20 protein-coding genes and 1 riboswitch are annotated in these 25,003 nt (G+C 35.2%); of the genes, 5 read left to right on the top strand and 15 right to left on the bottom strand.

What is annotated here, in order from left to right; translation table 11 throughout:
- Positions 1 to 16: 16 nt before the first annotated feature.
- The 7 genes from HEQ28_RS10305 to HEQ28_RS10275 form a co-directional block, all read right to left on the bottom strand.
- On the bottom strand, positions 17 to 574 hold the full coding sequence (locus HEQ28_RS10305; protein ID WP_434502141.1) for a flavodoxin: 558 nt from the start codon (positions 572 to 574) through the stop codon (positions 17 to 19).
- A 334-nt stretch (positions 575 to 908) separates the two neighbouring features.
- A complete protein-coding gene (locus HEQ28_RS10300) occupies positions 909 to 1,478 on the bottom strand; it encodes a porin family protein (RefSeq protein ID WP_434502140.1) in 570 nt (189 codons plus the stop codon).
- A gap of 894 nt (positions 1,479 to 2,372) precedes the next feature.
- Positions 2,373 to 3,143: a sulfide-dependent adenosine diphosphate thiazole synthase gene (locus HEQ28_RS10295; protein WP_301411576.1), complete on the bottom strand. Its 771-nt coding sequence runs from the start codon at positions 3,141 to 3,143 to the stop codon at positions 2,373 to 2,375.
- Between the two features lie 12 nt (positions 3,144 to 3,155).
- Positions 3,156 to 4,745 (bottom strand): phosphomethylpyrimidine synthase ThiC, encoded by a 1,590-nt coding sequence (gene thiC, locus HEQ28_RS10290; RefSeq protein WP_434502139.1) that lies wholly within the window; start codon positions 4,743 to 4,745, stop codon positions 3,156 to 3,158.
- Complete coding sequence (locus tag HEQ28_RS10285; protein WP_434502138.1) at positions 4,742 to 5,383, bottom strand: thiamine phosphate synthase; 642 nt, start codon at positions 5,381 to 5,383, stop codon at positions 4,742 to 4,744. The genes thiC and HEQ28_RS10285 overlap by 4 nt, the downstream gene beginning before the upstream one ends.
- The gene (gene thiD / locus HEQ28_RS10280) at positions 5,380 to 6,216 is read right to left on the bottom strand and encodes a bifunctional hydroxymethylpyrimidine kinase/phosphomethylpyrimidine kinase (RefSeq protein WP_434502137.1); all 837 of its coding nucleotides are present in this window, start codon (positions 6,214 to 6,216) and stop codon (positions 5,380 to 5,382) included. The genes HEQ28_RS10285 and thiD overlap by 4 nt, the downstream gene beginning before the upstream one ends.
- Positions 6,217 to 6,286: 70 nt before the next feature.
- Positions 6,287 to 6,382: riboswitch (TPP riboswitch) on the bottom strand.
- A gap of 237 nt (positions 6,383 to 6,619) precedes the next feature.
- Complete coding sequence (locus HEQ28_RS10275) at positions 6,620 to 7,096, bottom strand: Lrp/AsnC family transcriptional regulator (protein WP_434502136.1); 477 nt, start codon at positions 7,094 to 7,096, stop codon at positions 6,620 to 6,622.
- A gap of 178 nt (positions 7,097 to 7,274) precedes the next feature.
- Between HEQ28_RS10275 and HEQ28_RS10270 the strand changes: the two genes are divergently transcribed.
- Positions 7,275 to 8,396, top strand: coding sequence for a 5-methyltetrahydropteroyltriglutamate--homocysteine S-methyltransferase (locus tag HEQ28_RS10270; protein ID WP_434502135.1), 1,122 nt, complete (start codon positions 7,275 to 7,277; stop codon positions 8,394 to 8,396).
- A gap of 164 nt (positions 8,397 to 8,560) precedes the next feature.
- On the opposite strand, the gene HEQ28_RS10265 is transcribed toward HEQ28_RS10270, so the two are convergent.
- The 6 genes from HEQ28_RS10265 to HEQ28_RS10240 all read right to left on the bottom strand — a co-directional run bounded on the left by HEQ28_RS10265 (position 8,561) and on the right by HEQ28_RS10240 (position 18,115).
- The gene (locus HEQ28_RS10265; protein ID WP_434504456.1) at positions 8,561 to 9,784 is read right to left on the bottom strand and encodes a MalY/PatB family protein; all 1,224 of its coding nucleotides are present in this window, start codon (positions 9,782 to 9,784) and stop codon (positions 8,561 to 8,563) included.
- A gap of 181 nt (positions 9,785 to 9,965) precedes the next feature.
- Positions 9,966 to 10,955, bottom strand: a complete 990-nt coding sequence (locus HEQ28_RS10260) for a redoxin domain-containing protein (protein ID WP_434502134.1) — start codon at positions 10,953 to 10,955, stop codon at positions 9,966 to 9,968.
- A gap of 5 nt (positions 10,956 to 10,960) precedes the next feature.
- Entirely contained in the window at positions 10,961 to 12,538 is a 1,578-nt protein-coding gene (locus HEQ28_RS10255) for a M28 family peptidase (protein WP_434502133.1), read from the bottom strand.
- A gap of 4 nt (positions 12,539 to 12,542) precedes the next feature.
- Complete coding sequence (locus HEQ28_RS10250; protein WP_434502132.1) at positions 12,543 to 13,928, bottom strand: RagB/SusD family nutrient uptake outer membrane protein; 1,386 nt, start codon at positions 13,926 to 13,928, stop codon at positions 12,543 to 12,545.
- Between the two features lie 11 nt (positions 13,929 to 13,939).
- Positions 13,940 to 17,098: a SusC/RagA family TonB-linked outer membrane protein gene (locus HEQ28_RS10245; protein ID WP_434502131.1), complete on the bottom strand. Its 3,159-nt coding sequence runs from the start codon at positions 17,096 to 17,098 to the stop codon at positions 13,940 to 13,942.
- An 81-nt stretch (positions 17,099 to 17,179) separates the two neighbouring features.
- Positions 17,180 to 18,115 (bottom strand): hypothetical protein, encoded by a 936-nt coding sequence (locus HEQ28_RS10240; RefSeq protein ID WP_434502130.1) that lies wholly within the window; start codon positions 18,113 to 18,115, stop codon positions 17,180 to 17,182.
- Positions 18,116 to 18,431: 316 nt separating this feature from the next.
- Here HEQ28_RS10240 and HEQ28_RS10235 point away from each other — a divergent pair, with 316 nt between their 5' ends.
- Positions 18,432 to 19,715, top strand: coding sequence for a histidine-type phosphatase (locus tag HEQ28_RS10235; RefSeq protein WP_434502129.1), 1,284 nt, complete (start codon positions 18,432 to 18,434; stop codon positions 19,713 to 19,715).
- Positions 19,716 to 19,732: 17 nt separating this feature from the next.
- Here the strand turns inward: HEQ28_RS10235 and HEQ28_RS10230 are convergent, their stop codons facing one another.
- The gene (locus HEQ28_RS10230; RefSeq protein WP_434502128.1) at positions 19,733 to 20,746 is read right to left on the bottom strand and encodes a C1 family peptidase; all 1,014 of its coding nucleotides are present in this window, start codon (positions 20,744 to 20,746) and stop codon (positions 19,733 to 19,735) included.
- Between the two features lie 40 nt (positions 20,747 to 20,786).
- On the opposite strand from HEQ28_RS10230, the gene HEQ28_RS10225 reads away from it, so the two are divergent.
- The 3 genes from HEQ28_RS10225 to HEQ28_RS10215 are packed head-to-tail and all read left to right on the top strand — an operon-like array spanning position 20,787 to position 23,016.
- A complete protein-coding gene (locus HEQ28_RS10225) occupies positions 20,787 to 22,052 on the top strand; it encodes a peptidase U32 family protein (protein WP_434504455.1) in 1,266 nt (421 codons plus the stop codon).
- Between the two features lies 1 nt (position 22,053).
- Positions 22,054 to 22,473: a SufE family protein gene (locus tag HEQ28_RS10220; RefSeq protein ID WP_434502127.1), complete on the top strand. Its 420-nt coding sequence runs from the start codon at positions 22,054 to 22,056 to the stop codon at positions 22,471 to 22,473.
- A 9-nt stretch (positions 22,474 to 22,482) separates the two neighbouring features.
- Positions 22,483 to 23,016: a TrmH family RNA methyltransferase gene (locus tag HEQ28_RS10215; RefSeq protein ID WP_434502126.1), complete on the top strand. Its 534-nt coding sequence runs from the start codon at positions 22,483 to 22,485 to the stop codon at positions 23,014 to 23,016.
- 23 nt (positions 23,017 to 23,039) lie between these two features.
- Here the strand turns inward: HEQ28_RS10215 and HEQ28_RS10210 are convergent, their stop codons facing one another.
- Positions 23,040 to 24,626 (bottom strand): tetratricopeptide repeat protein, encoded by a 1,587-nt coding sequence (locus HEQ28_RS10210; RefSeq protein ID WP_434502125.1) that lies wholly within the window; start codon positions 24,624 to 24,626, stop codon positions 23,040 to 23,042.
- Between the last annotated feature and the right edge of the window lie 377 nt (positions 24,627 to 25,003).

The following is a 25,003-nucleotide window of genomic DNA, read 5'->3' as shown; positions in this document are numbered from 1 at the left end:
AGTGAGACGCTTTTTGTTATTTTATGATCTGGATATCTTTAAGCCAGGTTGATACCTGGTGTTGGGCTTTAGTCGCTTTACTACCTGTTATAGACAAACCTTTCAATATTTTGACCTTGGGGCATAGCTTTTTGGTGTCCGATACAATAGTACCCAGTCCTGATCCCTCGTTTGTACTAAAAGGGACAATTGTTTTGTTTTCAAAATTGTAACTTTTTAAGAAACTAGACACGGGTGGAGCAAATGTAAACCACCAAATAGGCGAACCAATAATAATAATATCGTATTGATTAAAATTTTTTAGTCTGGTTTTTAATTGAGGATGATAATGGTTCCTTGCTTCTGTTTTAGTTTGTTCCAATAACGTGTTATAATCATTGGGATAAGGCTTTATCGGTATAATTTCGAAAACGTCAGCACCCGTTATTTTTTTTATTTGCATGGCCACGGCACGTGTGTTGCCCGTATGCGAAAAATAGGCAATAAGAATTTTTTTCTTCATTGTGGCTGGATATGCTTGTAATTGAATACCAACAGTCAATATCAACAGTGATAGCAACACTTTTATTCTCATTTCATATAAAATTTAGTAAAATATGATACAAAGTTATCTGTTTTAATTGGATATACAATGTGTATTAATAATTATTTTGTTCAATAATCAAAAAAGTGTCTTTGTCTTATACCTACTATCATTTTGTAGGTATTATGCTCGTCTCCTTAGACCACATACCACTAACTTCATTGAGATTATTGGCTTGACTGAACATTTTCGGCTATTAAATATTGCCAGATATTTGCACTCTAAAGCAAATAATTCGTGCTTGTCAATCACAAATAAGAGGGTGTCTTTTAAGACACCCTCTTTAGAAAACATTTAACATGAATATATTTATTCACTCCATTATTTATAGAGTAATTGCATATCCTGCTGAAACCATAATACCGCGGTTCTTAATATTTACGCCCGAAGTCTCAGCAATATTATTTAGTCCCAATGAGTATCTTGCATCAAGAATGACCTTGCCAGGACCTGCAGGAATTGCTAATCCACCACCCATCTGTACTCCTAAGTCAAATCTTTTTGTATCACCATAAGCTAACTTTTCTTTGTCTCCTTCACCTAAACGCAATCCGATGTAAGGACCAGCATTTACGTATACAAGACCATAGCTGTATTTAGCAAGGACAGGAAGTTCAAGATAATTCTGATTCAGCTTTTCTCTACCTGTGGTAGTTTTAAGAGAAGTACCTTTGCTTATAAAATTTAATTCTGGCTGTATTGAAAAACCAGTTAAACCTGTATGGACATTAACTCCAAGTCCACCCTGAATACCAACTCTAGCTTTTTCATTACCTAAACCTTTAATTGACTGAGTGGAAATATTAATACCTGCTTTAGGAATAAGTTCCACATTCTGAGCTTTAGTAGCTGCGAATACTGATAATAAAGCTGCTGCGACAAATAATTTTTTCATTTTCTTTAATTTTAAATTTGTTATTAATAATTTGATGATGTTATCAAAGCACCAAGGAGCATTTTTTTAATACTACTTGTATGCCCCATAACAAGTGTACGAATTTTCTTTGTTTTAATTCTCGGTGCAAAGATATGATATCTGTATTATATTGGCGTATACAAAAACACAACTGATTTGGTACTTTTAAAAAGCAAAGCAATTAAACCTTACTAATTAAGGCATTTTAACGGAAAAAGGGAATAAATCTAAGCATTTATTTCATTAATAATGTAATTTGTTGATATCGAATAAGGTCTTACTTCATCTGTTTGAACTTTGTAACAAAAGCACCATTTAATATGTAGGATAATAAGCATTTCAGTTATTTTTTTAAATCACCGAAATTTCAATACTAGTTGATTCATAACCAGAATACGTCATCTGTTTTAGAAATGAACACCAAGTAAAACATGTCTTGCACTAAAATTAAGTGAGTTCGACGAATGTAAGTATTTGTAAATTTCATGGTTAGCGGAATTTGTAGCAACTTTATTGTGTTAAATTAATAAGAAAAGTAACGATATAGGTATCGCATTTTTTGCGAAAATTCGCCAAAAAATGGTGCTATTTTATATTTAATGTCACTTTTAGCCCGATAATGTCACTTAATGTCACTGGCTAATCCCTTATAAACAAAGGGTTTGTGACAAAGTGATATTAGTGACATTAAAAAAACTTTTTCTGGTAGATGTCTGTCTTTAGCCGGAATAGGTTTACATTTGTTATTAAATAAGTTGTCTAACCTTACCTGATTGGTTGCCATTCATACCAATATGGTTGATAAAAATAAAAGTTCTTTCAAGAAAAGAAAATATTTCTATTCAAGAAAGAACTTTCGGTTTTTCATACTACTTATTTTATACGTTTTATTATCATGTCGGCAACCTTCTTTCCCGACATAAGCATACCACCAAAGATTGGACCCATACGTGGTGTACCTGATACTGCTGAAGCAGCCATTCCACATACGTATAATCCTGGGTATATTTCTTTTGTACCCTTTACTACTTCCTCTTCGCCAGCAATGACATCAAGTGAACGTTCGCCAATTACTCCTCCTGTTTCTGTGTCTAGTCTGATACCATTCTTTCTGGCTACGGTTTTGCATATCTCGCTGTCGTGTCCAGTACCGTCAATTACACATTTTGCCATAATGTTCAATGGGTCTACATGAAGTCCCTCACGAAGTACTGGAGTCCAGTTTACAACAACTCCACTTACAACGTTATCTTTAAAAACAACGTCTTCTACAGAATAGCAATTAAAAATAGTTGCACCAGCATGTACAGCATGATAAAGTAACGAAGAAGTACTCTCAACTGAATCTATTGTAAATAGGTTGTCATTGAAAGGAGCAGAATTAATGTCAAATTCGTTGATGATATCCATAGCCTCTTTCTGTATCACAACTTGATTAAACATCATTGCACCGCCCCACATACCACCGCCTGGTGATAGTTTACGGTCAAAAAGCGCAACTTTCAGTCCTGCTTTAGCCATATAATAGGCTGCTACGATACCAGAAGGACCACCGCCAACAATGGCAACGTCAAGGTCCAGATTACTTTGTAATTTTTCAAAATAGGTATTTATGATACCCTTTGAAACTTGTGTCTCAATCATTTTTTGTTATATTTATTTTGTTAGACAATCTTGTTCGTTTAAAGTATGGCTTATACGCATAGCGCAGAAGTTAGGTCCGCACATAGTACAGTATTTACCACCAACATTATTTGATGTTTTGTAATATTCCAATGCTTTTTCAGGATCGAGAGACAGATTAAACTGGTCTTTCCATCTGAATTCATATCTAGCCTTACTCAATGCATTGTCACGTATTGCCGCACTGGGATGTCCCTTTGCCAAGTCAGCAGCATGTGCTGCAATCTTGTAAGTAACTACTCCTATACGAACATCATCTTTATTAGGCAAAGCCAAATGTTCTTTTGGTGTTACATAACAAAGCATTGCTGTACCCAACCATCCTATCTGAGCAGCACCTATCGCGCTTGTTATGTGATCATATCCAGGCGCTATATCTGTCACGAGTGGACCGAGCGTATAGAAAGGAGCATTATGACATTTTTCAATCTGTCTTTCCATGTTCTCCTTTATTTTATTCATAGGAACATGTCCTGGACCCTCTATAAAAGCCTGTACGTTTTTATTCCATGCTCTCTCAATCAGTTCACCCATTGTGTCAAGTTCAGCAAATTGGGCTTTATCATTGGCATCAAATGTACATCCAGGTCTAAGTCCGTCGCCCAGAGATATTGCAACATCATATTTTGCGCAGATATCACATATATCATCAAAATGAGAATAGAGAAAACTTTCCTTGTTATGAGTGATACACCATTTAGATATAATACTTCCTCCACGGCTCACCATCCCAGTAAGTCTGCTTTCTGCTAAATGAATATTCTTCAGTCTTATTCCGCAATGTATCGTGAAATAATCCACACCCTGTTCACATTGTTCTATCAGTGTATCCCTGAATATATCCCAAGTAAGGTTTTCTGCTTTTCCGTCTACTTTTTCAAAAGCCTGATACATAGGAACCGTGCCGACAGGAACAGGACAGTTTCGTAATATCCATTCTCTTGTTTCGTGAATGTTTTCGCCTGTAGACAAATCCATGAGCGTGTCACCTCCCCATTTACAGCTCCATACAGCCTTTTCCACTTCTTCGTGAATTCCAGAAGATGTAGCAGAATTACCTATATTTGTATTTATCTTAACTAGAAAATTACGCCCTATAATCATAGGTTCAGATTCAGGATGATTGATGTTTGCCGGAATAACAGCTCTTCCTTCGGCAATCTCGTCACGCACAAACTGAGGACTAATATGGGTTTCTATGCCCAATTCTTCACAATTCATATTTTCGCGTATTGCTACATATTCCATTTCTGGAGTTATAATTCCATGTTTTGCATAATACATCTGTGTCTGAACACTTTCATTTCGTTTTTCAATCCATTGTTTTCGTAACTTAGGTAATCCTTTCTTCAAATCAATTTTTACATTTGGATCACTGTATGGTCCACTTGTATCATATACGTAGACAGAAAAATTAGGTGTTTCGCTTCTCTTTCCGTCAATAATTTCTATTGTTGGAGTGAGATTAATCTTTCTCATGGCAACCTTTAGTTCTGGGAATATTTTACCATTCATGTAAACTTTCTCAGAATCAGGATACGAGAATTTAATATTGTTGTTCATTTAAAATTTATATTATAAGTGTTGTTTATTATCTGTTTCATTTTTTCTACAGGATTGTTGTCATTCATCACACATCCACTCAATGCTATTCCATTCATCCCAGTATTTAATATAAGCTGTATGTCTTCATCAACGATACCACCTATGGCAACGATAGGAATATCAATATTCCGCTGTTTCATGTCTGATATTATTTTATTATACCCTTCAAGTCCTATTATTGGAGAAAGATTTTTCTTTGTTGATGTAAATCTGAAAGGTCCACAACCAATATAGTCTGCACCTGATTTATATATATCAACGATATCTTCAATCGTGTTTGCTGTACCACCGATAATATATTCTTTTCCAAGAATATTTCTAGCTTCGTCTATCGGCATGTCATTTTTACCTAAATGTACTCCATCGGCATTAAGCAGTTTCACTAGTTCAACATGATCATCAATAATGAATTTAGCCCCAACACTTTGGCAAGCAGGTTGTATAATTTTTGCAACACTGCATATTTCAGATATATCAGCATCCTTCATACGAAGTTGTATCCAGCGACATCCACCGAGTAAAGCCATCAGTGCACCTTCTGCATAAGTTATATTTGCAGTCTTGTGAGTAATGAATTGTACTTTTTCTATTTTCATTTGTGATTTATTTTTTTCATTTTCATTGGATTGAAAAAGTGGTTTAACGGTCCGTGTCCTTTACCTATAGATACATCAGCACCTTCGGCTATTGCCATTGTTACATATTCTTTTGCCTCTTTCACAGCATTAATCAAACTCATTCCTTGTGCTAGATATGCAGCTATGGCAGATGAAAATGTACATCCTGTTCCATGAGTATTTTTACTGTCTACAGTTTTACCATTAAATTCATGCTCTTCATATATTCCGTTTTCTTTGCGTTCAATAAGAATGTCGCATTTATTGTCACCTTCTATATGTCCGCCTTTCACAAGTACAGCGCTACATCCATAATCCATTATATTTAGTGCAGCTACTTTCATATCATCTTTATTGTTTATTTTCATGTTTGCCAATACCTCGGCCTCATGAATATTAGGAGTTACAACAGTAGCCATAGGCAGCAATTTTCTGCACATCGTATCTATTGCATCATCATTAAGTAATACAGACCCACTGGTGGAAAGAATAACAGGGTCAACAACCAAATTGCCATGATAGTAAAAAGACAATGCGTTTACAACTGCCTCTACGGTAGTTTTGTTACCCATCATTCCTGTTTTAATAGCCATTGGGCGTATGTCATTCATTATTGCATGGATTTGACGTTCAACGGTATAAGAGTCTATAGGGCATGAAAATTCCACGCCCATTGTGTTTTGTACGGTAATATAAGTAATTGCAGATGCAGCATAAACACCCAATGCCGACATTGTTTTTATGTCTGCTTGAATACCGGCACCTCCGCTGCAATCACTGCCGGCAATAGATAAAGCTGTATAATAGAACATGCTCCACTTAATATAAGTGTCAAGAGGAGCTACTATATATCAATATATATACATGGATATGCGAAAAGCGACTTAAAAAAGTCTCTCCCTACGGCAGTACTAACTGCATCAGGTTCCACGGGTATAATCTCAGCCGACAGTTTGTCGGCACCCCTCTTTAGATAGAATCTAAATGATTTTCGTAGGCAAAAATATATATTATTTTTAAAACAAACAAGTTATAATGCCTTTTTATTTTTAAAACAACAACATAGTTGCGCACTAAATTTAAACAAAGTGTACCCAATTAGCTGAAATAGCGTTCTTTAGACTTTGTTTGAATTAGCTAAAAAATATTTTGTTTTAGTTCTCTATTTTTTATCAATATAGTTTTCTCTCACGATATAATAAAACAAACTTAAATTTATCGTCTAATCGTGACACCATGGGTATTTTTAGTTTCGTCAATGACGAATACGCTATGTAGGCTACCCACACACTCTATTCTACCCAGTGTGTGTTGCATAAACTGCTGATAGTCTTTCATATCCTTTGCATAGACTTTTATCAAAAAGTCATAATCTCCACTAGTGTTGAAACATTCTGTGATTTCATCAATATTTCTCACAGCATCCATAAACTGCTGTATTAGATCTTCTGTGTGTTGTTTGAGTCGAATGTTACACAGTACTAAAATACCGTTACCAACTTTTTCTGCATCTATTACTGCCATATACCCTTTTATGTATCCTTCCCTTTCTAACCGTTTCTGACGCTCAAAGGCTGGAGATGTGGAAAGGTGTATTTTTGCCGCAAGTTCCTTAGTAGTCAGTCGCGAGTTTTTCTGTAAAGTTCGTAGAATAGTAATGTCTATATTGTCTAAATTTTCATATTTTTCCATTTTGTATATCATTTAATTTAAAGAATAATATTCTGCTAATTATAGAATTATTACACAAATATAGGATATTTTTCCGAATTTATCAAAATATTTGCCTTTTAAAATTGGATTTAGTAACTTCGCTGCATGAAATCCGGATTATAAGTAAGATAAAGTAATAATTTTAAAAGTAAATAAGATGAGCAAAAATATACTGAATGCACCATTCCGTGCTGACATAGTGGGCAGTTTTCTCCGCCCTGAAGAGATTAAAGTAGCAAGGGTAAAGTTTGCAAAAGGCGACATTACAAGTGAAGAACTGAAGCAAGTGGAAGACAAGTGCATTGCCGAACTTATTGAAAAACAGAAAAAAGCAGGATTGCAGGTGATAACCGATGGCGAATTTCGTCGCAGTTATTGGCATCTTGACTTCATGTGGGGTATAAATGGTGCTAAGCATATCGAGCTTGACAATGGTTATTTCTTCCATCATGAGGAAACGACACATGGTTCTGTAGCACTAACAGGAAAAATTAATGGTAATAACCATCCGTTTGTTGAGCATTTCAAGTATGTGAAACAGTTTGAAACAGAAAGTGTTGTTGCACGACAGACAATTCCTGCCCCAGCACAATTCTATGCAGAATTGTTTCGTGGTGACAATGGTAAAACGACAACAGCTATTTACCCAGATAACGAAGAATTGATATGGGATATCGCACAGACTTACCACACAATCATACGTGATCTTTATGATGCTGGATGCCGCAATATTCAATTTGATGACTGTACGTGGGGAATGGTGTGCGATAAGAATTTTTGGACATCTATGGCTGGTTCTAGCTATAATGTAGAACAGTTACAGGAAATATATCTCCGCCTAAACAACCTTGCTCTCGAAGAGCGTCATGAAGGATTGGTTATTAGTACGCATGTATGTCGTGGAAACTATCATTCTTCATGGGCTTCTGAAGGTGCATACGATGCAGTAGAGAATTTTCTTTTTGCTCGTGAAAATGTGGATGCTTTCTATCTGGAGTATGATGATGAGCGTTCTGGTGGTTTTGAGCCTTTGGCACATGTTGCTCCGGGTAAGAAAGTTGTATTGGGACTCATTACTACGAAAAGTGCAATATTAGAAGATAAGCAGACCATAATTGCTCGCATCCATGAGGCTGCACGATACATACCTCTTGATCGTCTTTATCTCAGTCCTCAATGCGGATTTGCTTCTTGCGAAATTGGCAATAAACTGACAGAAGAAGAGCAGTGGGCGAAAATCAAACTTGTTAAGGAAATAGCAAAAGAAGTTTGGGAATAAAATGTTATATTCTCAATTTGTTTTAAAAAGTCATCATCGTGTTGAGTGATAGATGTGAAATTCTTCCAACTCAACACGATAATGATTTTAATAATCATTCATTTCAAAAGTGATTATTCTTTAAATTATGTCCGAGTAAAATTCGGACTGCAGCTGTCAATAAATTATTTCAAGTTATTGACCGCTGTTGCCAATTGCTCTAAAGCCTGTTTTAATACTGAACGTGGGGTAGCTATATTCATTCTCATGAAACCTTCACCTCCTTGACCGAACATTTCTCCGTCATTAAGAGCTAGATGAGCCTTATCAATAAACAAATCAAGTAGATCTTTATGGTCTAAATTTAGTTCACGACAATTAAGCCATATAAGAAAAGATGCCTGTGGACGCAAAGGATGTATTTGTGGAATATTCTCTTTACAGTAATCTTCTACAAAACGTATGTTGTCTTCAATATACGCAAGCATAGACTTTCTCCATTCTTCACCTTTCGTAAAGGCTGCTATTGTGGCAATAGGGGCAAATATATTAGCTTCATCAAGTTCATTAGCATTAATCCAACCATAGAATTTTTTGCGTATGTCAGAATTTGGGATAATGGCGTAGCTTGAAATAATTCCAGCGATATTGAATGTCTTTGTTGGTGCCTGAAAAGTTATGCTATTTTCTCTAGCTTTATCACTGACCGTTGCAAAAGGTATATGCTTGTGTCCGAATATAGCCATGTCGCAATGAATTTCATCAGATATAACAAGCAGATGGTGTTCATAGCAGAAATCAGCTAGCTTTTGCAGTGTTTCTTTACTCCAACAAATACCTGCTGGATTATGAGGATTGCAAAGTATGAATATTCGACATTTGTCATCACAAACTTTCTCAAGATTATCAAAGTCCATTTCATAATAGCCATCATCACGTCTTTTTAAAGGATTAAAAACAACTTCACGGCCATTTCCTTCTGGAGTTAATCTGAAAGGATGATATACAGGAGTTTGTATGATTACTTTGTCTCCAGGTTTTGTAAAAACATTAATTGCAAGACCTATACCTTTAACTATTCCTGGTATAAACTTTAGCCATTCACGCTTTAGTTCCCATTGGTGATGTTCTTTAACCCAATTTATAATTGTTTGCCACAATTCTTTAGGTTCAATAGTATATCCAAATAATGAATGTTCAAGGCGTTTTTTCAGGGCGTCGGTTATGAACATTGGTGTTTCAAAATCCATATCAGCAACCCACAGTGGAAGTAAATCATTACGTCTCCATCTTGGTAACAATGCTTCATGCTTTAAATCTCCGCTTCCTGAGCGATCTATAATCTTATCGAAATCATACGATCCCTCTGATATTTCCTTGTTACTTTTCTGTATATTGTTTCTGTCCATTATTTCATCCATTCTAGTTTATATTCTCTATTTACCTTTAATACAAAAAGCATTAATATTACTTGATAATAAACAAGTAATATTAATAATCAGTGACTACAAAGTTACTTATTTTTTTTATATAACATGTTATTTAGCTACTTTTTTATTAAAGACAAAGATACATTCCCACATAAGAGTATTAGTGGATAAAATGTAACAACACATTTCTTAGGTTATCGCCTTTAAGATTCTTTGCAAGAATTTTACCATTACTATCAATTAGAAAATTAGATGGAATCAAACGTATTCCATATTTTTTTATTCCATCTCCATTCCAAGCCTTTCTATCTATAAGTTGTGTCCATTCTAGATTGTCTTTATTGATAGCTTTTTTCCATGATTCTAAACTGCTATCAAGTGAAACACTTACGATATTGAATCCTTTATCTTTAAATTCTTCATAAGTCTTAACTAGATTTGGATTTTCTTTACGGCAAGGCGGACACCAAGATGCCCAAAAGTCAATCAATAAATATCCTCCTTTTGCTAGAGTCAATGGATGTACTTCTTCATTAGCAGATGTGTATGCTACAAAATCAGGAGCCTGTTTACCTGTACCCACTTCTGATATTGTATTAGCCAAATCATACATTGCTTTAGCATAAGCAGAATTCTGAAGATTCTTATCAAGCAGAGCAATTGTTGATCTGATATCTGATGGTGACATCTTGTATGAATAATAACGATAAAATACATATAAAGCTGCTATAGAGTTAGGATGTTTTTTTATGACATCTTTTATATTTACACTATCTTTCAACAAGTTTTCATATAGTAATTGTTCTTTCGAACCATCAACAATGGTATTTTTAAAATCGTCAATAGAATCAAGCTTCACGTTTATATTTCCATTATCCAGAAAAACAAGATAACTGGTAAAAGGATTATCTATGTTAGATGTAAAAGACAATCCGTATATTTCAGGTAGTACGATACTTTTAGAAAATGAAAATCTTCCATCTTTAACTTCCGATGAATCAATAGTTATATATGTCTTGTTTTCATATTTCTGAAGATACACTTTCTCACTTTTAGTATTCTCAACACTACCAGAAAGATTAACTTTCTGTAGGGTCTGCGCTTTTGCATTAACAGATAGCGCAATAATAAATAATAATAGATATTTCATATTCATTAATATATTCTTTTATAAACAGCTGACTTATTCCATTCTGGAAATTTATCAGCATTAGCAATTCCTAAACCTATACCAACACTAAGATTAATATCTTCAAGAGCACCATCAACATTCCATGAGTCTTGATATTCATCACTAGGCTGATGATAAGTGTTACGCTTCAAAAAGCTAGAACTGTCATCAGGGACACTGCCGGCAATTACAACAGGTATACCAGCTTTGGCAAAACTAAAATGGTCTGATCGGAAATAACCGCCTCTAGTATCATCGTTTGACCATGTTACTTGCTTACCTTGAGCAGCAGCAGCTGACTCAACATACAAGTCTGTCTCGGAATCGCCTTTAGAACCAATAAACACTTTGCTTCCATGTCCTTTTGGAGCAGTACCATCAAAATTAATATTAGCAGCCGTCTTTGACAAAGGAATAAGAGGATGGTTAACATAATATTCAGAGCCAAGCAACACAGCTTCTTCTGCGGTTACTGAAAGAAAAAGAATTGAACGTCGAGGCTTATCTGAAAGATTTGTAAACTTGCGTGCCACACTAAGAAGTGCTGCTACACCTGATGCATTGTCGCTAGCTCCATTATATATACTATCTCCATTTATAGGTTTGCCAATACCGAAATGATCCCAATGAGCAGTATATACAACATATTGATCTTTTAAATCTGTTCCGGGTAATACAGCAGCTATATTATTTGAATTACCAAAGATATAATCATTCTTAAGATGTATGTTTGCTTTTGCGTTCAATGCTATAGCTTTGAAGTCTTTATCAAGAGCCTTGTTGAAAAGTTCATCGTATGAAGTGCCGGCTGATTTAAAAAGTTCATTTGCCTTGTCTTTTTTAATCCATCCTTTAAATTTAACTTTATCTTCATTGGATTTATCAGAAACAAGTTCTAGGTTATGTCCAAACCATGAATTCTGGACAACATTCCAGCCATAGGAAGCTGGTTTGCTGTCATGAATTACAAGAACGCCATCAGCACCCTGCCTGCTTGCCTCCTCAAATTTGTAAATCCATCGTCCGTAATAAGTCATGTTATGTCCACGAAAGCGATTAACATCATAAAATCCTGGATCATTTACCAATGCTACAACAATCTTCCCCTTTACATCAAGCCCTTCATAATCATTGTGATTGTATTCTGGAGCATTTATTCCAAAGCCAACAAAAACAAATTGCTCATTACTTAGATCAATATTCTTTTTTCTTTGTGGAGACCAAACAACAAAGTCTTCACGCTCTTTTAAGTTAAAACTTCCTCTGTTTCCTTTTACGGTGATTCCATTTTTAGCACGAGTCTGTGTATCCAGTAACGGAACTTTTTGAAAAAAGCTATCGCCATTTCCTGGCTTTAAACCAAGTTTACTGAATTCATCGGCAATATAATTAATTGTCAAATTCTCATATTTCGTTAAAGGTTTTCGACCTGCAAATTTATCTGATGCTATTGTCTTTGTCTGAGATCTGAAATATATTTCATCATCACTTTGGCTCTTATTTTGTGCCACTAGCGTAATTGATATCAAGAATAGCGCCGTACTTATTATTATTCTGTTCATATTATTAATCATTAATTAATTTGTTAATTACAGTTTCGCTACTTGGAATAGGCCATGTATATCCATTTGTTGTAGGAGTAAATGTGCCATTTCTTTTATAATAAGTTTCGCCACGACGATGTATATCAATAGATCTAACAGCTTCGCCGACAAGCTCAGCCCTACGCTCAAAATATATTGCCTTCAACAAATCTGTGCCAGATAGTTTATCAACATCTATAATATCATCAATTGCAGCTACCGACCTTCTTCTTACATTTTTAAGGTATTGTCGTGCTTTGTCTTCCTGTTTATTATTGTAATAGCTTTCTGCTAAATTCAATTCAACTTCGGCATATCTGAAAACCTGTATCCAGTCAAGGTAATTACTTAAATCATAATACTTTTTAAGTATATAATTAGAACCAATTTTTCCTATCAAATCACTAACACGTTTATCTTTAGGCAAGCTATATGCCTTATCTGCCAAGAAACCATATTTGTCATCCAAAACAAAAACATTTCCAGATGCATAATAAGATGCCATGGCAGTTTGGTTTGCACCCTTGTTAGTATCTGCCATCGGAAAAGCAAATATAGTTTCTGTATTTATATTATTGTGGAAAATATCAGATACATTTTGCGTTAATGAATATCCACTTACAGCTTCACCTTCCTTTATTGCATTTGTCCAATCTCCTAACTCCATATACACTCTTTGTCTCAGCACATGAGCAGCACCCTCTGTTGCCCTTGTTTCACCATTATAACTATTTCCTCCATTTTTAAGATTGGAAATATTACTATCACTAATATCATTTAGAATCTGTGAAAGAACTTCTGCATTTGTAGAACGCTTAAGATTATCATTTGCTGTTGATCCTTCACTCTGTAGACGTAATGGAACTGATTTTGCGGCATTGTTAATTGAATATGGATCTGAATATAGAGAGTTTAATTGATAATAGCTTAATGCGCGAAGAAATTTTGCTTCGGCAACATATTGATCGTATGATGCTCCTGCTATATCCTTGTGCTTATCCAAATTGACTAAAAACGTATTTGTCTCATTTATAGCACGATATAAAGTAGACCAGGCATTAGTGTTATCTTCTGTAGACTCACCAATAGCCATCTCGTATACGCTATAGCAATTATAAACATTATTTGATAACGAGTAGACGTCATCTCCACGTATATCAGAATATGCATAACCTTTATAGGCTAGAAAATTTTTAACATCACTATATATTCCTAAAAGATTACTCTCAATTTTATCCTTACTAGAGAAAACATTAGTATCTGTTGTCTGAAGAACAGGATCTTTATCAATAACAGAATCGCAAGATGTAAATGCCAAAATGGCAATTGAAAATATTGATAACTTATATAGAATTGAATTATGTTTCATATATTCATTTTTTAAAATGTAACTTGTGCTCCAAATGTAAATGTTCTCGCCTGTGGAGTTGTATTATGATCAGTTCCACCAAGTAAATTCGGTGAAGAAGTTTGTGAAAGAACTTCTGGATCTAAACCTGAATAACCAGTAATAACAAATAGATTCTGAGCCTGAGCATATATTCTCAACGCTGACACGCCAATATTTTTGAGCAATGATTTATTATTGAATGTGTAACCAATGGAAATGTTTTTAAGTCTTATATAGTCGCCATTTTCTACCCAATCTGTAATAGGGAGTGCGCTACCATTAGAATAATTATCTCCATATACAGGTAATGCATATTTTGCATTAGTATGCTCTGGTGTCCAATAATTTTGTGCATAGTCTTTTGAATTGTTCCAAAAACGCACATCACTCAATGTGGCTGTTGAACCGTTATATATCTTATTACCTCCAGAGAACTGGAAGAATATAGATAAATCAAAATTGTTATATTTAAAATTATTTGTCCAACCACCATACCATGTTGGGAGTGTATTGCCAGCTACAACTCTTTTAAGATTAGCTTGACTATATGGTGTGCCATCCTCAAGATAGAATTTATTACTTTTCTCATAATAAACTAATACATTTTCTCCATTCTGACCTACAAAGATGCGACGCCCTGTAGTTTTATCAATACCTCTTGTTTGGTAAAGATAAAGTTGTCCGATAGACTTTCCTACTTGAGTTATGTTTGTTGTTTCACCATTTCCAACACTTATAAATTCATTTAGTCCATTGCTCAACTTTGTAACTTCATTACTATTTGTTGTAATATTAAAAGAAGTTGACCAAGTAAAGTTTTTCTTTCTTATAACATCTGCACTCACAGAAAATTCAAAACCTGTATTTCTCATTGCTCCTGCATTTGTTGTTATATAATCATTAGGAATACCCTTTGAAGGAGCAACTGGTACATTTAATATCAAGTCAGATGAAGTGTTATTATAATAATCAAAATCAATAGCAATATTTCCCCATAAAGAAGCACTAAAGCCTAAATCAAATTTTTTACTTGTTTCCCACTTTAAATTGTTTGAATCACCTATTTGTCCTATTGTATAAGCTCCATTGTTTCCATAATAAATACTGTTGTAGTAGCTGCGTGAAGCATAATCTGCAATTCCTGTATTACCGACAACTCCCCAGCTAGCTTTTATCTTTAAGTCATCGATGTTCTTTTTTAATGGCTTAAAAAAGCTTTCATCAGATATTCGCCAAGCAGCAGCTATACCACCAAAGTTACCCCAACGATGATTCTTGCTTAATGCAGAAAAACCATCACGACGACCGTTTATGGAAATGATATAACGATTTAAATAATCATAATTTGCACGTCCAAAGAAAGATGAAAGACCGTTCTCTGAAATTTGTCCATTTATAGCTGTTATATTTTTATATGCTGCTTCATAAATTTGATAGCTGTTATCAATAAGATTTGTACGGCTGCTGCCCCATGACTTAAATTGCTTCTCTGAAACTTCATTACCAAACAGTACATTAATATGGTGATTACCAAAACTATTGTCGTATGTTGCAGTATTGGTCCATGTATACTGATTATTTCTAACTATAATATTAGTTGCCTGACCGTTTTGATTATATCCATTTACAACTGTTGGAGCATAGAAATCACGATCTTCAATACGTGTAAAATCGCGACCATATTGGGTACGCAATGTAAGACCATTAAATAGCTTTAATTCAGCATAGTAAACGCTCAACCAACGCACATCTTCTGTTTTTAACAAGCTTCCTGATTCCAATACAGACGCAGGGTTATCAAGAGGAGCCATTACGGTATTTGGTCCATAGCCCAAATGTCCCTGCAATTGTGTTGGATTACCATTTTCATCATATGCTGCTATATTTGGTGCGTCAGCCCATGCCATACGTGTCAAAGCAGAATATGCCATGATATTACCACCACGCGAGCGATCACCTGTTTCTTGATTCGCAAGAGATATCTTATGGCTTGTTCCTATTTTTAACCAATTCGTCACATTTGCATCTACATTAAATGATGAACCAAGACGTTTATATTTATCACCCTTTAAAATACCATCTTGATTCAAATAGTTTACTGACGCATGAAATATGGCCTTATCATTACCACCACTAATATTTGCAGTATGGCTTTGTTGAAAACCTGTTTGAAATACATAGTCATTCCATTTTGTATTAATCACATTTCCATTCTTGTCATAAGCTAAATTAAAGGTTTTAGTACCATCTTTGGTCGGCTGTCCGCTGCTCAAAGAATATTGGTCTGTGCCATATCTATTTTTTACAGCAAAGTTCTTTACGTTGACAAAATCTTCTGCGTTTAATACATCATAGTATTTCACTGGTGAAGAAAATCCAACCCAGCCATCGTAAGAAACTTTAAGACTTCCTTTTTCTCCATGTTTCGTTGTAATAAGAATCACACCATTTCCAGCTCTAGAACCATAAAGAGCTGCAGCTGCGGCATCTTTTAATATGTTGATAGATTCAATGTCATTTGGATTAATGTCGGCTAGCACATTTATATCTCCTGACGCAGATAGATTTCCTGACTGGACTGGTACACCGTCCACTACATATAGCGGACTTGTATTAGATGTAATGGATGCAACACCACGCACACGGACAATTGGAGCTGTTCCTAGATTTCCTGAAGGGGTGGTAAGTTGAACACCTGAACTGCGTCCCTGAAGCACTTGGTCAAAACTTGTACTAGGTACATCTTTAAAGTTTTTATTTCCTATAGTCGAAATAGAAGATGCTAATTGTTCACGTTTCTGAGTTCCATATCCTACAACAACAACTTCATTTAGAAAATCACTTTTTTCGTGTAACTTAATGTTTACAGGTTCTTCGGTGTCATATACATCTATTTCTGATGGATGATAACCTATATAACCTACACTTATAGTGAATGGCGCTTCTTTATGGGTGTGCAAGGTATAATTACCTTCTGCATCCGTTATTGTACCCTGACCCTTTTCTCCTTTTACGATAATGGTGACCCCAACAAGAGGTTCGCCTGTCTGTACATCAGTAACATGACCACTAATCTGTGTTTGTGAAAAAACAGATGTTGGAAGTGAAAGCAGTAAAGATGTAATTATGTAATATAAATATCGTTTCATTCTATATATAATTTTTGGGTTAAGTAATCCTCAGAGAACTCTATTTCTAGAGCCCCCGAAGATACCTTTAAAAAACATTATTTATTTCTGTGCTATATAAGCTGATTTAACCTTAGGTGTTTCCTGTGCAATGTCTTTTACATTGAGTTCTAACAGACCATATTGATGATTAAAGCTTTTACCGTTGGCAAGTATCCAACCTACAAAATCATCAATCTTATTATCGTCTTTATTATATGTAAATCCAACCTTTTCTATAGGAATACCTTTAATGGTTGATATCTCTAATGATGTTATTAATTTGTCAAGCGAAGAAAATGCATTTTGCTGATCCTTGCTAACGTCAAGATGAATAATATCAAGATTGTTTTTAATAAGACGACTTTGTATGTCATATATATTTGGAACTGCATTAAAAGAGATGCCATTTGGGTCATTCTCTATGGCTGTATTCAAAAAGATATCATCACCAGCGATGCTTTTACCACGAAAGTTGGAAACACTCTCACCATAATATGATGCAAAAGGAGTTGCCACAGATGAAATACCATTACCTGAATATACTACAGTGTGATCTTTGACCTTGTCTTTATTCTCGCTTTCTTCAATATCATCACTTGTAAAAAATAGGTTTTTAAGTTTCTTCTCATTAAACTCTTTTTTACCTATAATTTCATAAGTTGCAGAACCTTTTGCAATTATTGGAAGTATTGCATATTTTGCTATATAAACAGTTTTGTTATTGGCATTTTCAACTTTTGAGTCTGAAATCTCTATATTGATAGAACTAATAGCTTTGTTTGTTACTGATTTTGCAATTGCAAAATCATCTTCGGGTTTAATGCGTTTGTATTCTGTTATCCATTTTTCTATCAATGGACGTACAAAGCGAGGAGCATTAATATAGTATGTCTGTGATTTCGCTTTGTCACTTTCATTATAATTACCAGCCCATGCTTCGGCAAAACTTAAACTGAGTATTAATGTGAAAACGATTGTAAATAAACTCTTTTTCATATTCTAAAATTATTTTTTTCTTATTACTTAATAAATTATTTATACTATCTGATAATGCCTTACACATTCGTTCAGACATACAACACATTCGTTTGTAAATATTACACATTTGCTTCATAATTTTATTTTTGGGTTTATTTATATTTTCGTTTGCAAAATTAACGTGTTTTTACAATATAGGCAATCCCACTCACGTGGTATATTCTATACCTAAGATATGTGATGGTGCTCCCACAAATATGGTAGAAAATATATATTTGAATATCGTTATACAAAATAATTCAGTATATTTGCAAGTAGAAATAATTTTCCATATATGAAAAGAAATGCTTTTATAGTTATTTTATTGTCACTTGCCATTACTGGCTTTTCACAGCAAGCACGCAAGGATTTTAAAGTCGATCGTAGCTTGTCGGCAAGTAATTATCTGGCTTACCCTGGACCTTTGCAGAAAAAACTTACTCCTGCACCATCTGGATATGCACCATTTTACCTTAGTCACTATGGACGTCACGGCAGCCGCTGGCTTATTGGAGACCGTGATTACAATAGACCTGTAGCATGGCTTGAAAAAGCTGATTCTCTTGGTAAACTTACACCAAAGGGTAAGGAAGTGCTTACCAAACTTCGTAAGTTGCGTGACGCTGCTATGGGACGTGATGGAGAACTTACTCAAAGAGGAGCTTTGCAGCATAAACAGATTGCAGAAAGAATGCTGAAAAACTTTCCACAGATATTTGCAGGAAAGACGAATGTAGATGCAAAGAGCACAGTTGTGATACGTTGCATATTAAGTATGGAAAACGCTTTGCAGCAAATGGTAAGGATTAATCCTGAACTAAATATCACTCACGACGCAAGTTATCATGATATGTATTATATGAACTATGATGATTCTTTGTTATTTAAAAAACGTATGCCAACAAGTGCAATGGTACCTTATACTGAGTTTTGTAAAAACCATGAACATCCTGAGCGCGTGATGCGACTGTTGTTTAATGATGATGAGTATTGGAAAAATCATTTAAATGCCAATAAGTTATATGAAGTACTTTTCAAACAGGCCAGCAATGTGCAGAGTACAGAGTTTCGCAACAGCATGTCATTATACGACTTGTTTACCGATGACGAGATTTATGATCTTTGGCAGATTAATAATGCGTGGTGGTATATCAACTATGGCGCATGCCCTTTGAATGGAGGCAAGCAACCTTACAGTCAGCGTAACCTTCTTCGCAAGATAATAAGTGATGCTGATAGTTGCATAGCTTTGCCACATCCAGGAGTGACTTTGCGTTATGGTCACGACACAATGGTTATGCCACTAACATGTCTTATGGATCTTGACGGAATGGGAATGCAGGTCAGTGACCTTGAGCAACTTGATGACAAGGGATGGGAGAATTACCGCATATTCCCGATGGCTTGTAATATTCAGTTGGTGTTTTATCATAAGAAAGGTTCTAAGGATATACTAGTTAAAGTACTTAGAAATGAAAATGAAGCTACATTGCCTGTCAAGACAGATATAGCTCCATATTATCATTGGAAGGATGTGAGACAGTATTATCTCAACAAGCTAAACAAGTTTACAGAATAATAACTAGTAGACAGACCTTAATCCTGAGAAAGGAATACGGCTATTGTCTTCAGTTTCACATAATTATAGCTGAGGTACATGTAACCCTTAAAGCGGTTGCTGGTGCCCCAGCTATTTTTTGCAATAAAGTATTTCTTTCCGTTTTTGTCATGAGCCAACCCAATAAGCTCCATTACATGGTCATCAGTAGTCTGTCTGTTTTCAAATTCGTGCTGTCTCAAATCCTGAGTCACTGTTTGGTGGTTGGTTTCAGCAACACCTTCGCTGAAAGAAAATCCTGGTTCGCTCACGTCACCTTCCCAGCATACGGCTTTACCGTTTACGAGACTCTTTGTAATCATCGTCATCAAGGCTTCTATCGGAACATTAAGAAACTTATCGTTCATCACGTTGTCGGGAGTTTCCAATATAAATGAATCGCCCATTATATGATGCCTGAAACTTGTCACGTTCACATACTCGTTATCACGGCATACGCTGCGTCCAAACTCTTGTGGAGTATATTCTGCGCCAAGCATGTGTACATATTTTGAGGGCATATATCCAACTTCCTGATCCAGTACGTTATTCACTTTTTGGTCTAATACGCTCAGATTATTTGCACTTCGTGCAGCCTGCATAAGTTTACGGCATATCACGTTATAATTTACGGGTTCTTTAGCATTGTATGAATCAAATGGAACTACACCATAGTTCTGCAAGAGATGAATAAGCATAGAGCCCATACCTCGCATTGATATCGTATTCTTTCCTCCAGAAAGATAATACCTTTTTGCCGCATCGTTAAGCATCATTCTCGCCAAGTAGTCTGTGCTTAGGTTCACGGAATCACCCATCATCAGGTGATTGGTTTCTATTGTAGCCAACATTCCGTAAGCCCAGCACAGCTGACTGTCACCCTGGTCTTTCACTGGAGTTGTCTTCAGCATTACGTCGGTGATAAACGGATTTTTTTCAACAGTTTGTTTTGAAGGACGACCGCATGAAATCACGACAAGAGAGACGCTTATATATAAAAGTATTTTTTTCATATTGCGCAAAGTTACAAATAAAATGAGTAATTTTGCACCCATGAAGGGAAAAATATCTGAATTTGAAGTAATGGCGCCTGTAGGCTCTCGTGAGAGCCTTGCCGCTGCAATACAGGCAGGTGCTGATTCCGTTTATTTCGGTATCGGCAAACTTAATATGCGCTCTCATTCGGCCAATCATTTTAATATAGATGATTTGCGCGAAATAGCTGCCACATGCAATGAGCATCGAATAAAGACATATCTCACTGTTAACACCATCATATATGATGATGATATTGCAACAATGAAGCAGATTATCGATGCCGCAAAAGAGGCTGGCATCAGTGCGGTGATTGCTAGTGACGTGGCTGTGATGAGTTACTGCACAGAAGTTGGTGAGGAAGTTCATCTTTCCACTCAACTCAATATTACCAATATCGAGGCGTTGAAGTTTTATAGTCGCTTTGCTGATGTATCAGTATTGGCACGTGAACTCAATATGGATCAGGTGAAGGAAATTCACGAACAGATTATTGCGCAGAATGTATGCGGACCAATGGGAAAGCAGATACGTATTGAGATGTTCTGTCATGGTGCCTTGTGCATGGCTGTAAGTGGAAAGTGCTATCTGAGTCTTGCGAATACCAACCGTAGTGCCAACCGTGGCGAATGCGTGCAGATATGCCGTCGTTCATATACCGTAACAGACAATGAAACTGGCAACGAGCTGGAAATTGACAATAAATACGTGATGAGTCCTAAAGACTTGAAGACCATTCGCTTCATAGACCGCATGATGGATGCTGGCGTAAGAGTCTTCAAGATAGAGGGACGTGCTCGTGGACCAGAATATGTTTATACAGTAGTGAAATGCTACAAGGAAGCTATTCAGAGTGTTCTTGATGGTACATTAACAGAAGAAAAGAAGGATGAGTGGGATGAGCAGCTTGCTAAAGTATTCAACCGTGGATTCTGGGATGGCTATTATCAGGGACAGACGTTGGGCGAGTGGAATAAGCACTATGGCAGTGCGGCAACTGAAAAGAAAGTTCTTGTTGGTAAAGTAATGAAATATTTCTCTAAGTTGGGTGTTGCTGAAGTAGCTGTAGAAGCTTCTGACTTTAATAAAGGTGAGAAACTCCTTATCACAGGTCCTACAACAGGAGTAATGTATCTCAATGCAGATGAAATACGTTTTGATTTGGGTTGTGTTGAAAAGGCAGAACAAGGTACAAGAGTTTCAATTCCTGTTCCTGGAAAGGTTCGCCCAAGCGACAAACTATATAAGTTGATTACTGTAAACGAAATAAAGGAGATTAAATAATATGACCATAAATGAAGCCCAGAAAGAAGTGGTAGAGGAGTTTGAGGACTTTACCGACTGGATGGATAAATACCAGATGCTTATTGATTTGGGAAATGAATTGGACGCTCTCAATGATAAATACAAGAATGACAGCAACTTGATTGATGGTTGTCAGAGTCGTGTATGGCTGCAATGTGACCTTGTTGATGGTAAACTTCAGTTTACTGCCGATAGTGATGCACTTATTGTGAAGGGAATTATTGCATTGCTTATTCAGGTCCTTAGCGGTCATACTCCAAATGAAATACTTGATGCTGATCTTTATTTCATTGACAAGATCGGACTTAAAGAGCATCTTAGTCCTACACGCTCAAACGGTTTGCTTGCAATGGTAAAGCAAATTAAGGCATACGCTCTTGCATATTCTGTAAAAGCATAAAACAAAGATATGCGCAAGTTAAGGACAATAGAGATGAATAGGCTTTCTGTTGAGGAATTCAAGGAAGCTAAGAAATTACCACTGATTGTGGTTCTTGATGATGTACGCAGCTTGTATAATGTGGGTAGTGTTTTCCGCAGTGGAGACGCTTTCCGCATTACTGCGGTATATCTTTGTGGTATTACAGCTTGTCCTCCTAATGCCGAGATTCACAAGACTGCACTTGGTGGAGAGGATAGTGTAGATTGGAAATATTTTGAACGAACAGAGGATGCTGTAGAAGAATTGCATCGTGATGGTTATTTCGTGTATAGTATAGAGCAGGTTGAAGGTAGTACTAAATTACAAAATCTAGACCTTAATCCAGAAGCTAGCAAAGGCTATGCAGTAATAATGGGTAATGAGGTAAAAGGCGTTAAGCAGAATGTTGTAGATATGAGCGATGACTGTTTAGAGATACCACAGTTTGGAACAAAGCACAGTCTTAATGTCAGTGTCACCTCTGGTATTGTGATGTGGGAGTTTGCCAAGAAATTTATTTAAGTAAGTATTATATTGAAGGAGTATTATACACTTGGATGATACACTTTCTTAGCCTTTATACGTGATTTAATAGACCTAATGGTAACATTGCTTATTCCCATTATTTTTTCAGCAGTAGCGTCGTCTTTATTCATAGCGTTCACCATTATCAAGTATAGGTATTGTTTAGGACTTAGATTTTTGTATTCATCATCAAGGGATGAAACGAATGGAAGGTCCTTGTACTTATAATAGTCAACAAAATCATTAAGATCCTTAGCAGACCAATTTACTATAGTATTATTATCAAGGATACTCTCATAGCATAGTTTGCCATTATATAAAGTTTTCGACTCTTTATCCTCTAAGACATTTATCTTCTGTTCTAAGTTTGAAATCTTAGAAATGGAATGGTCTTTCGCATTTTCCATTTCTGATATTCTCTTTTTGTATTCGTTTATTAGAAGTCTGTTTTCGATTATGCCATGTTTTATTTTAGAGTTTCTATATTTCTGTCTGAATATTAGCAATATGATTAACAGCGATAATAGCAACAATCCTCCAATCATATATATGATTTGGCTTTTAAAATTTTGAGCCATCATCTCACGATTGTACTTTGCTTGAATATCGTTAAGGTTGTCATTTTCCTTAGCGTTGTCTATTTTCTTGTTAAGTTCAATGATGGAGTCTGCTATGTTTAATGCCTTCACATAGTTCTTTGATTTTCTATTCAAGTCGTATTGGGTGGATAGTTTCTTCAATAGTTCAAAGTCATTGGTAGTTTTTGGTGCTTTTGACATTATCTCTTCTGCCTCTGCATATTTCCCCTTTTCTATATATATGTCTGCAACAACGGAATATATGTATGCTGTAGGATTTTTTTGAATAGCTTTATTTATGAACTCTTCGGCTTTTTGGATGTTTCCTTTTTCAAAATAATAATCAGCTATATTTCCTAATAAAATACTAAGACTTTTTTTATCATAATATTTGGAATATGGAATGGCTTTTAGATGGTATTCCATAGCTTTATTGTTCATATTCAGCTGAGCGTATGCATCACCTATATATACTAAATCATGAGCTATGCTAAATGTATCTTTATTTATTTTTGCATAGCTAAGAGCTTTGAATCCGTATTCAAGTGCAATGTTATAGTGATTACACCAAAGATTTATAGTATATATGTTATCATCAATTTTCTGTATTAGTTTTGCATCATCAGTTTTTAGAGCAATTTCTTCTGCTTTTTTAAGATATTCTATCGCTTCTTTCTTTTTTCCTCTGTCATAATACAATGTCATGGCTTTATAATTATATGCTTCTGCCAATCTGCCTTCAGGTCCATTTTGCTTATAATAAAATATAGCATAATCAATGGAGTCATTTTTCACTGGAATATATTTTATGTATTTTGTCTTAGTATTTAACAATGTGTAAAGGGCTATATTTTCATCTCCATTTAGATTATCAGGATTAATGTGCTTTAAAATGTTATATGCCGAGTCAACACTATTCCTGTTCAGGCATCCGTCTGCCATTTCCAATTTATGATTTATGTTTTCATGGCATGATGTAAAGATCATGATTACATATACCGTAGTTAATGCTTTTATGTTTATTTTCATCTTGTAGTCTTTTTATTAGAATCAGTAATTGTAATGCAAATATACAACTTTTTTGTAACTTTTAGTAACGATTTGTAATATAATTAGGATGATTAACTGTAAAAAAACTAATTAAAAGATTCTATTAATAACTGAATAATAATATCGTTTATTGTTTATAATGTAAATTTTTCCAGTCCCAATACAGTCTGTTTTTGTTGCATTTAACCTGCAACAAAATTATTAAAACAAGTATAACTTATTGATATGATGTATTTTAATATGCAACATTACCTGCAACACCCACTATTAAGTTCTTGCAAATAAATTAGGATTATAAATAAATCATTTCTACTTTTGTTCTATCGAAAGGCAAAATATTAATTAAATAAATAGAG

It is taken from the genome of Prevotella sp. (genome assembly GCF_051059605.1).
In the GTDB taxonomy this organism is placed as follows: Bacteria; Bacteroidota; Bacteroidia; order Bacteroidales; family Bacteroidaceae; genus Prevotella.
This window is presented reverse-complemented; position numbering and strand designations above follow the sequence as displayed.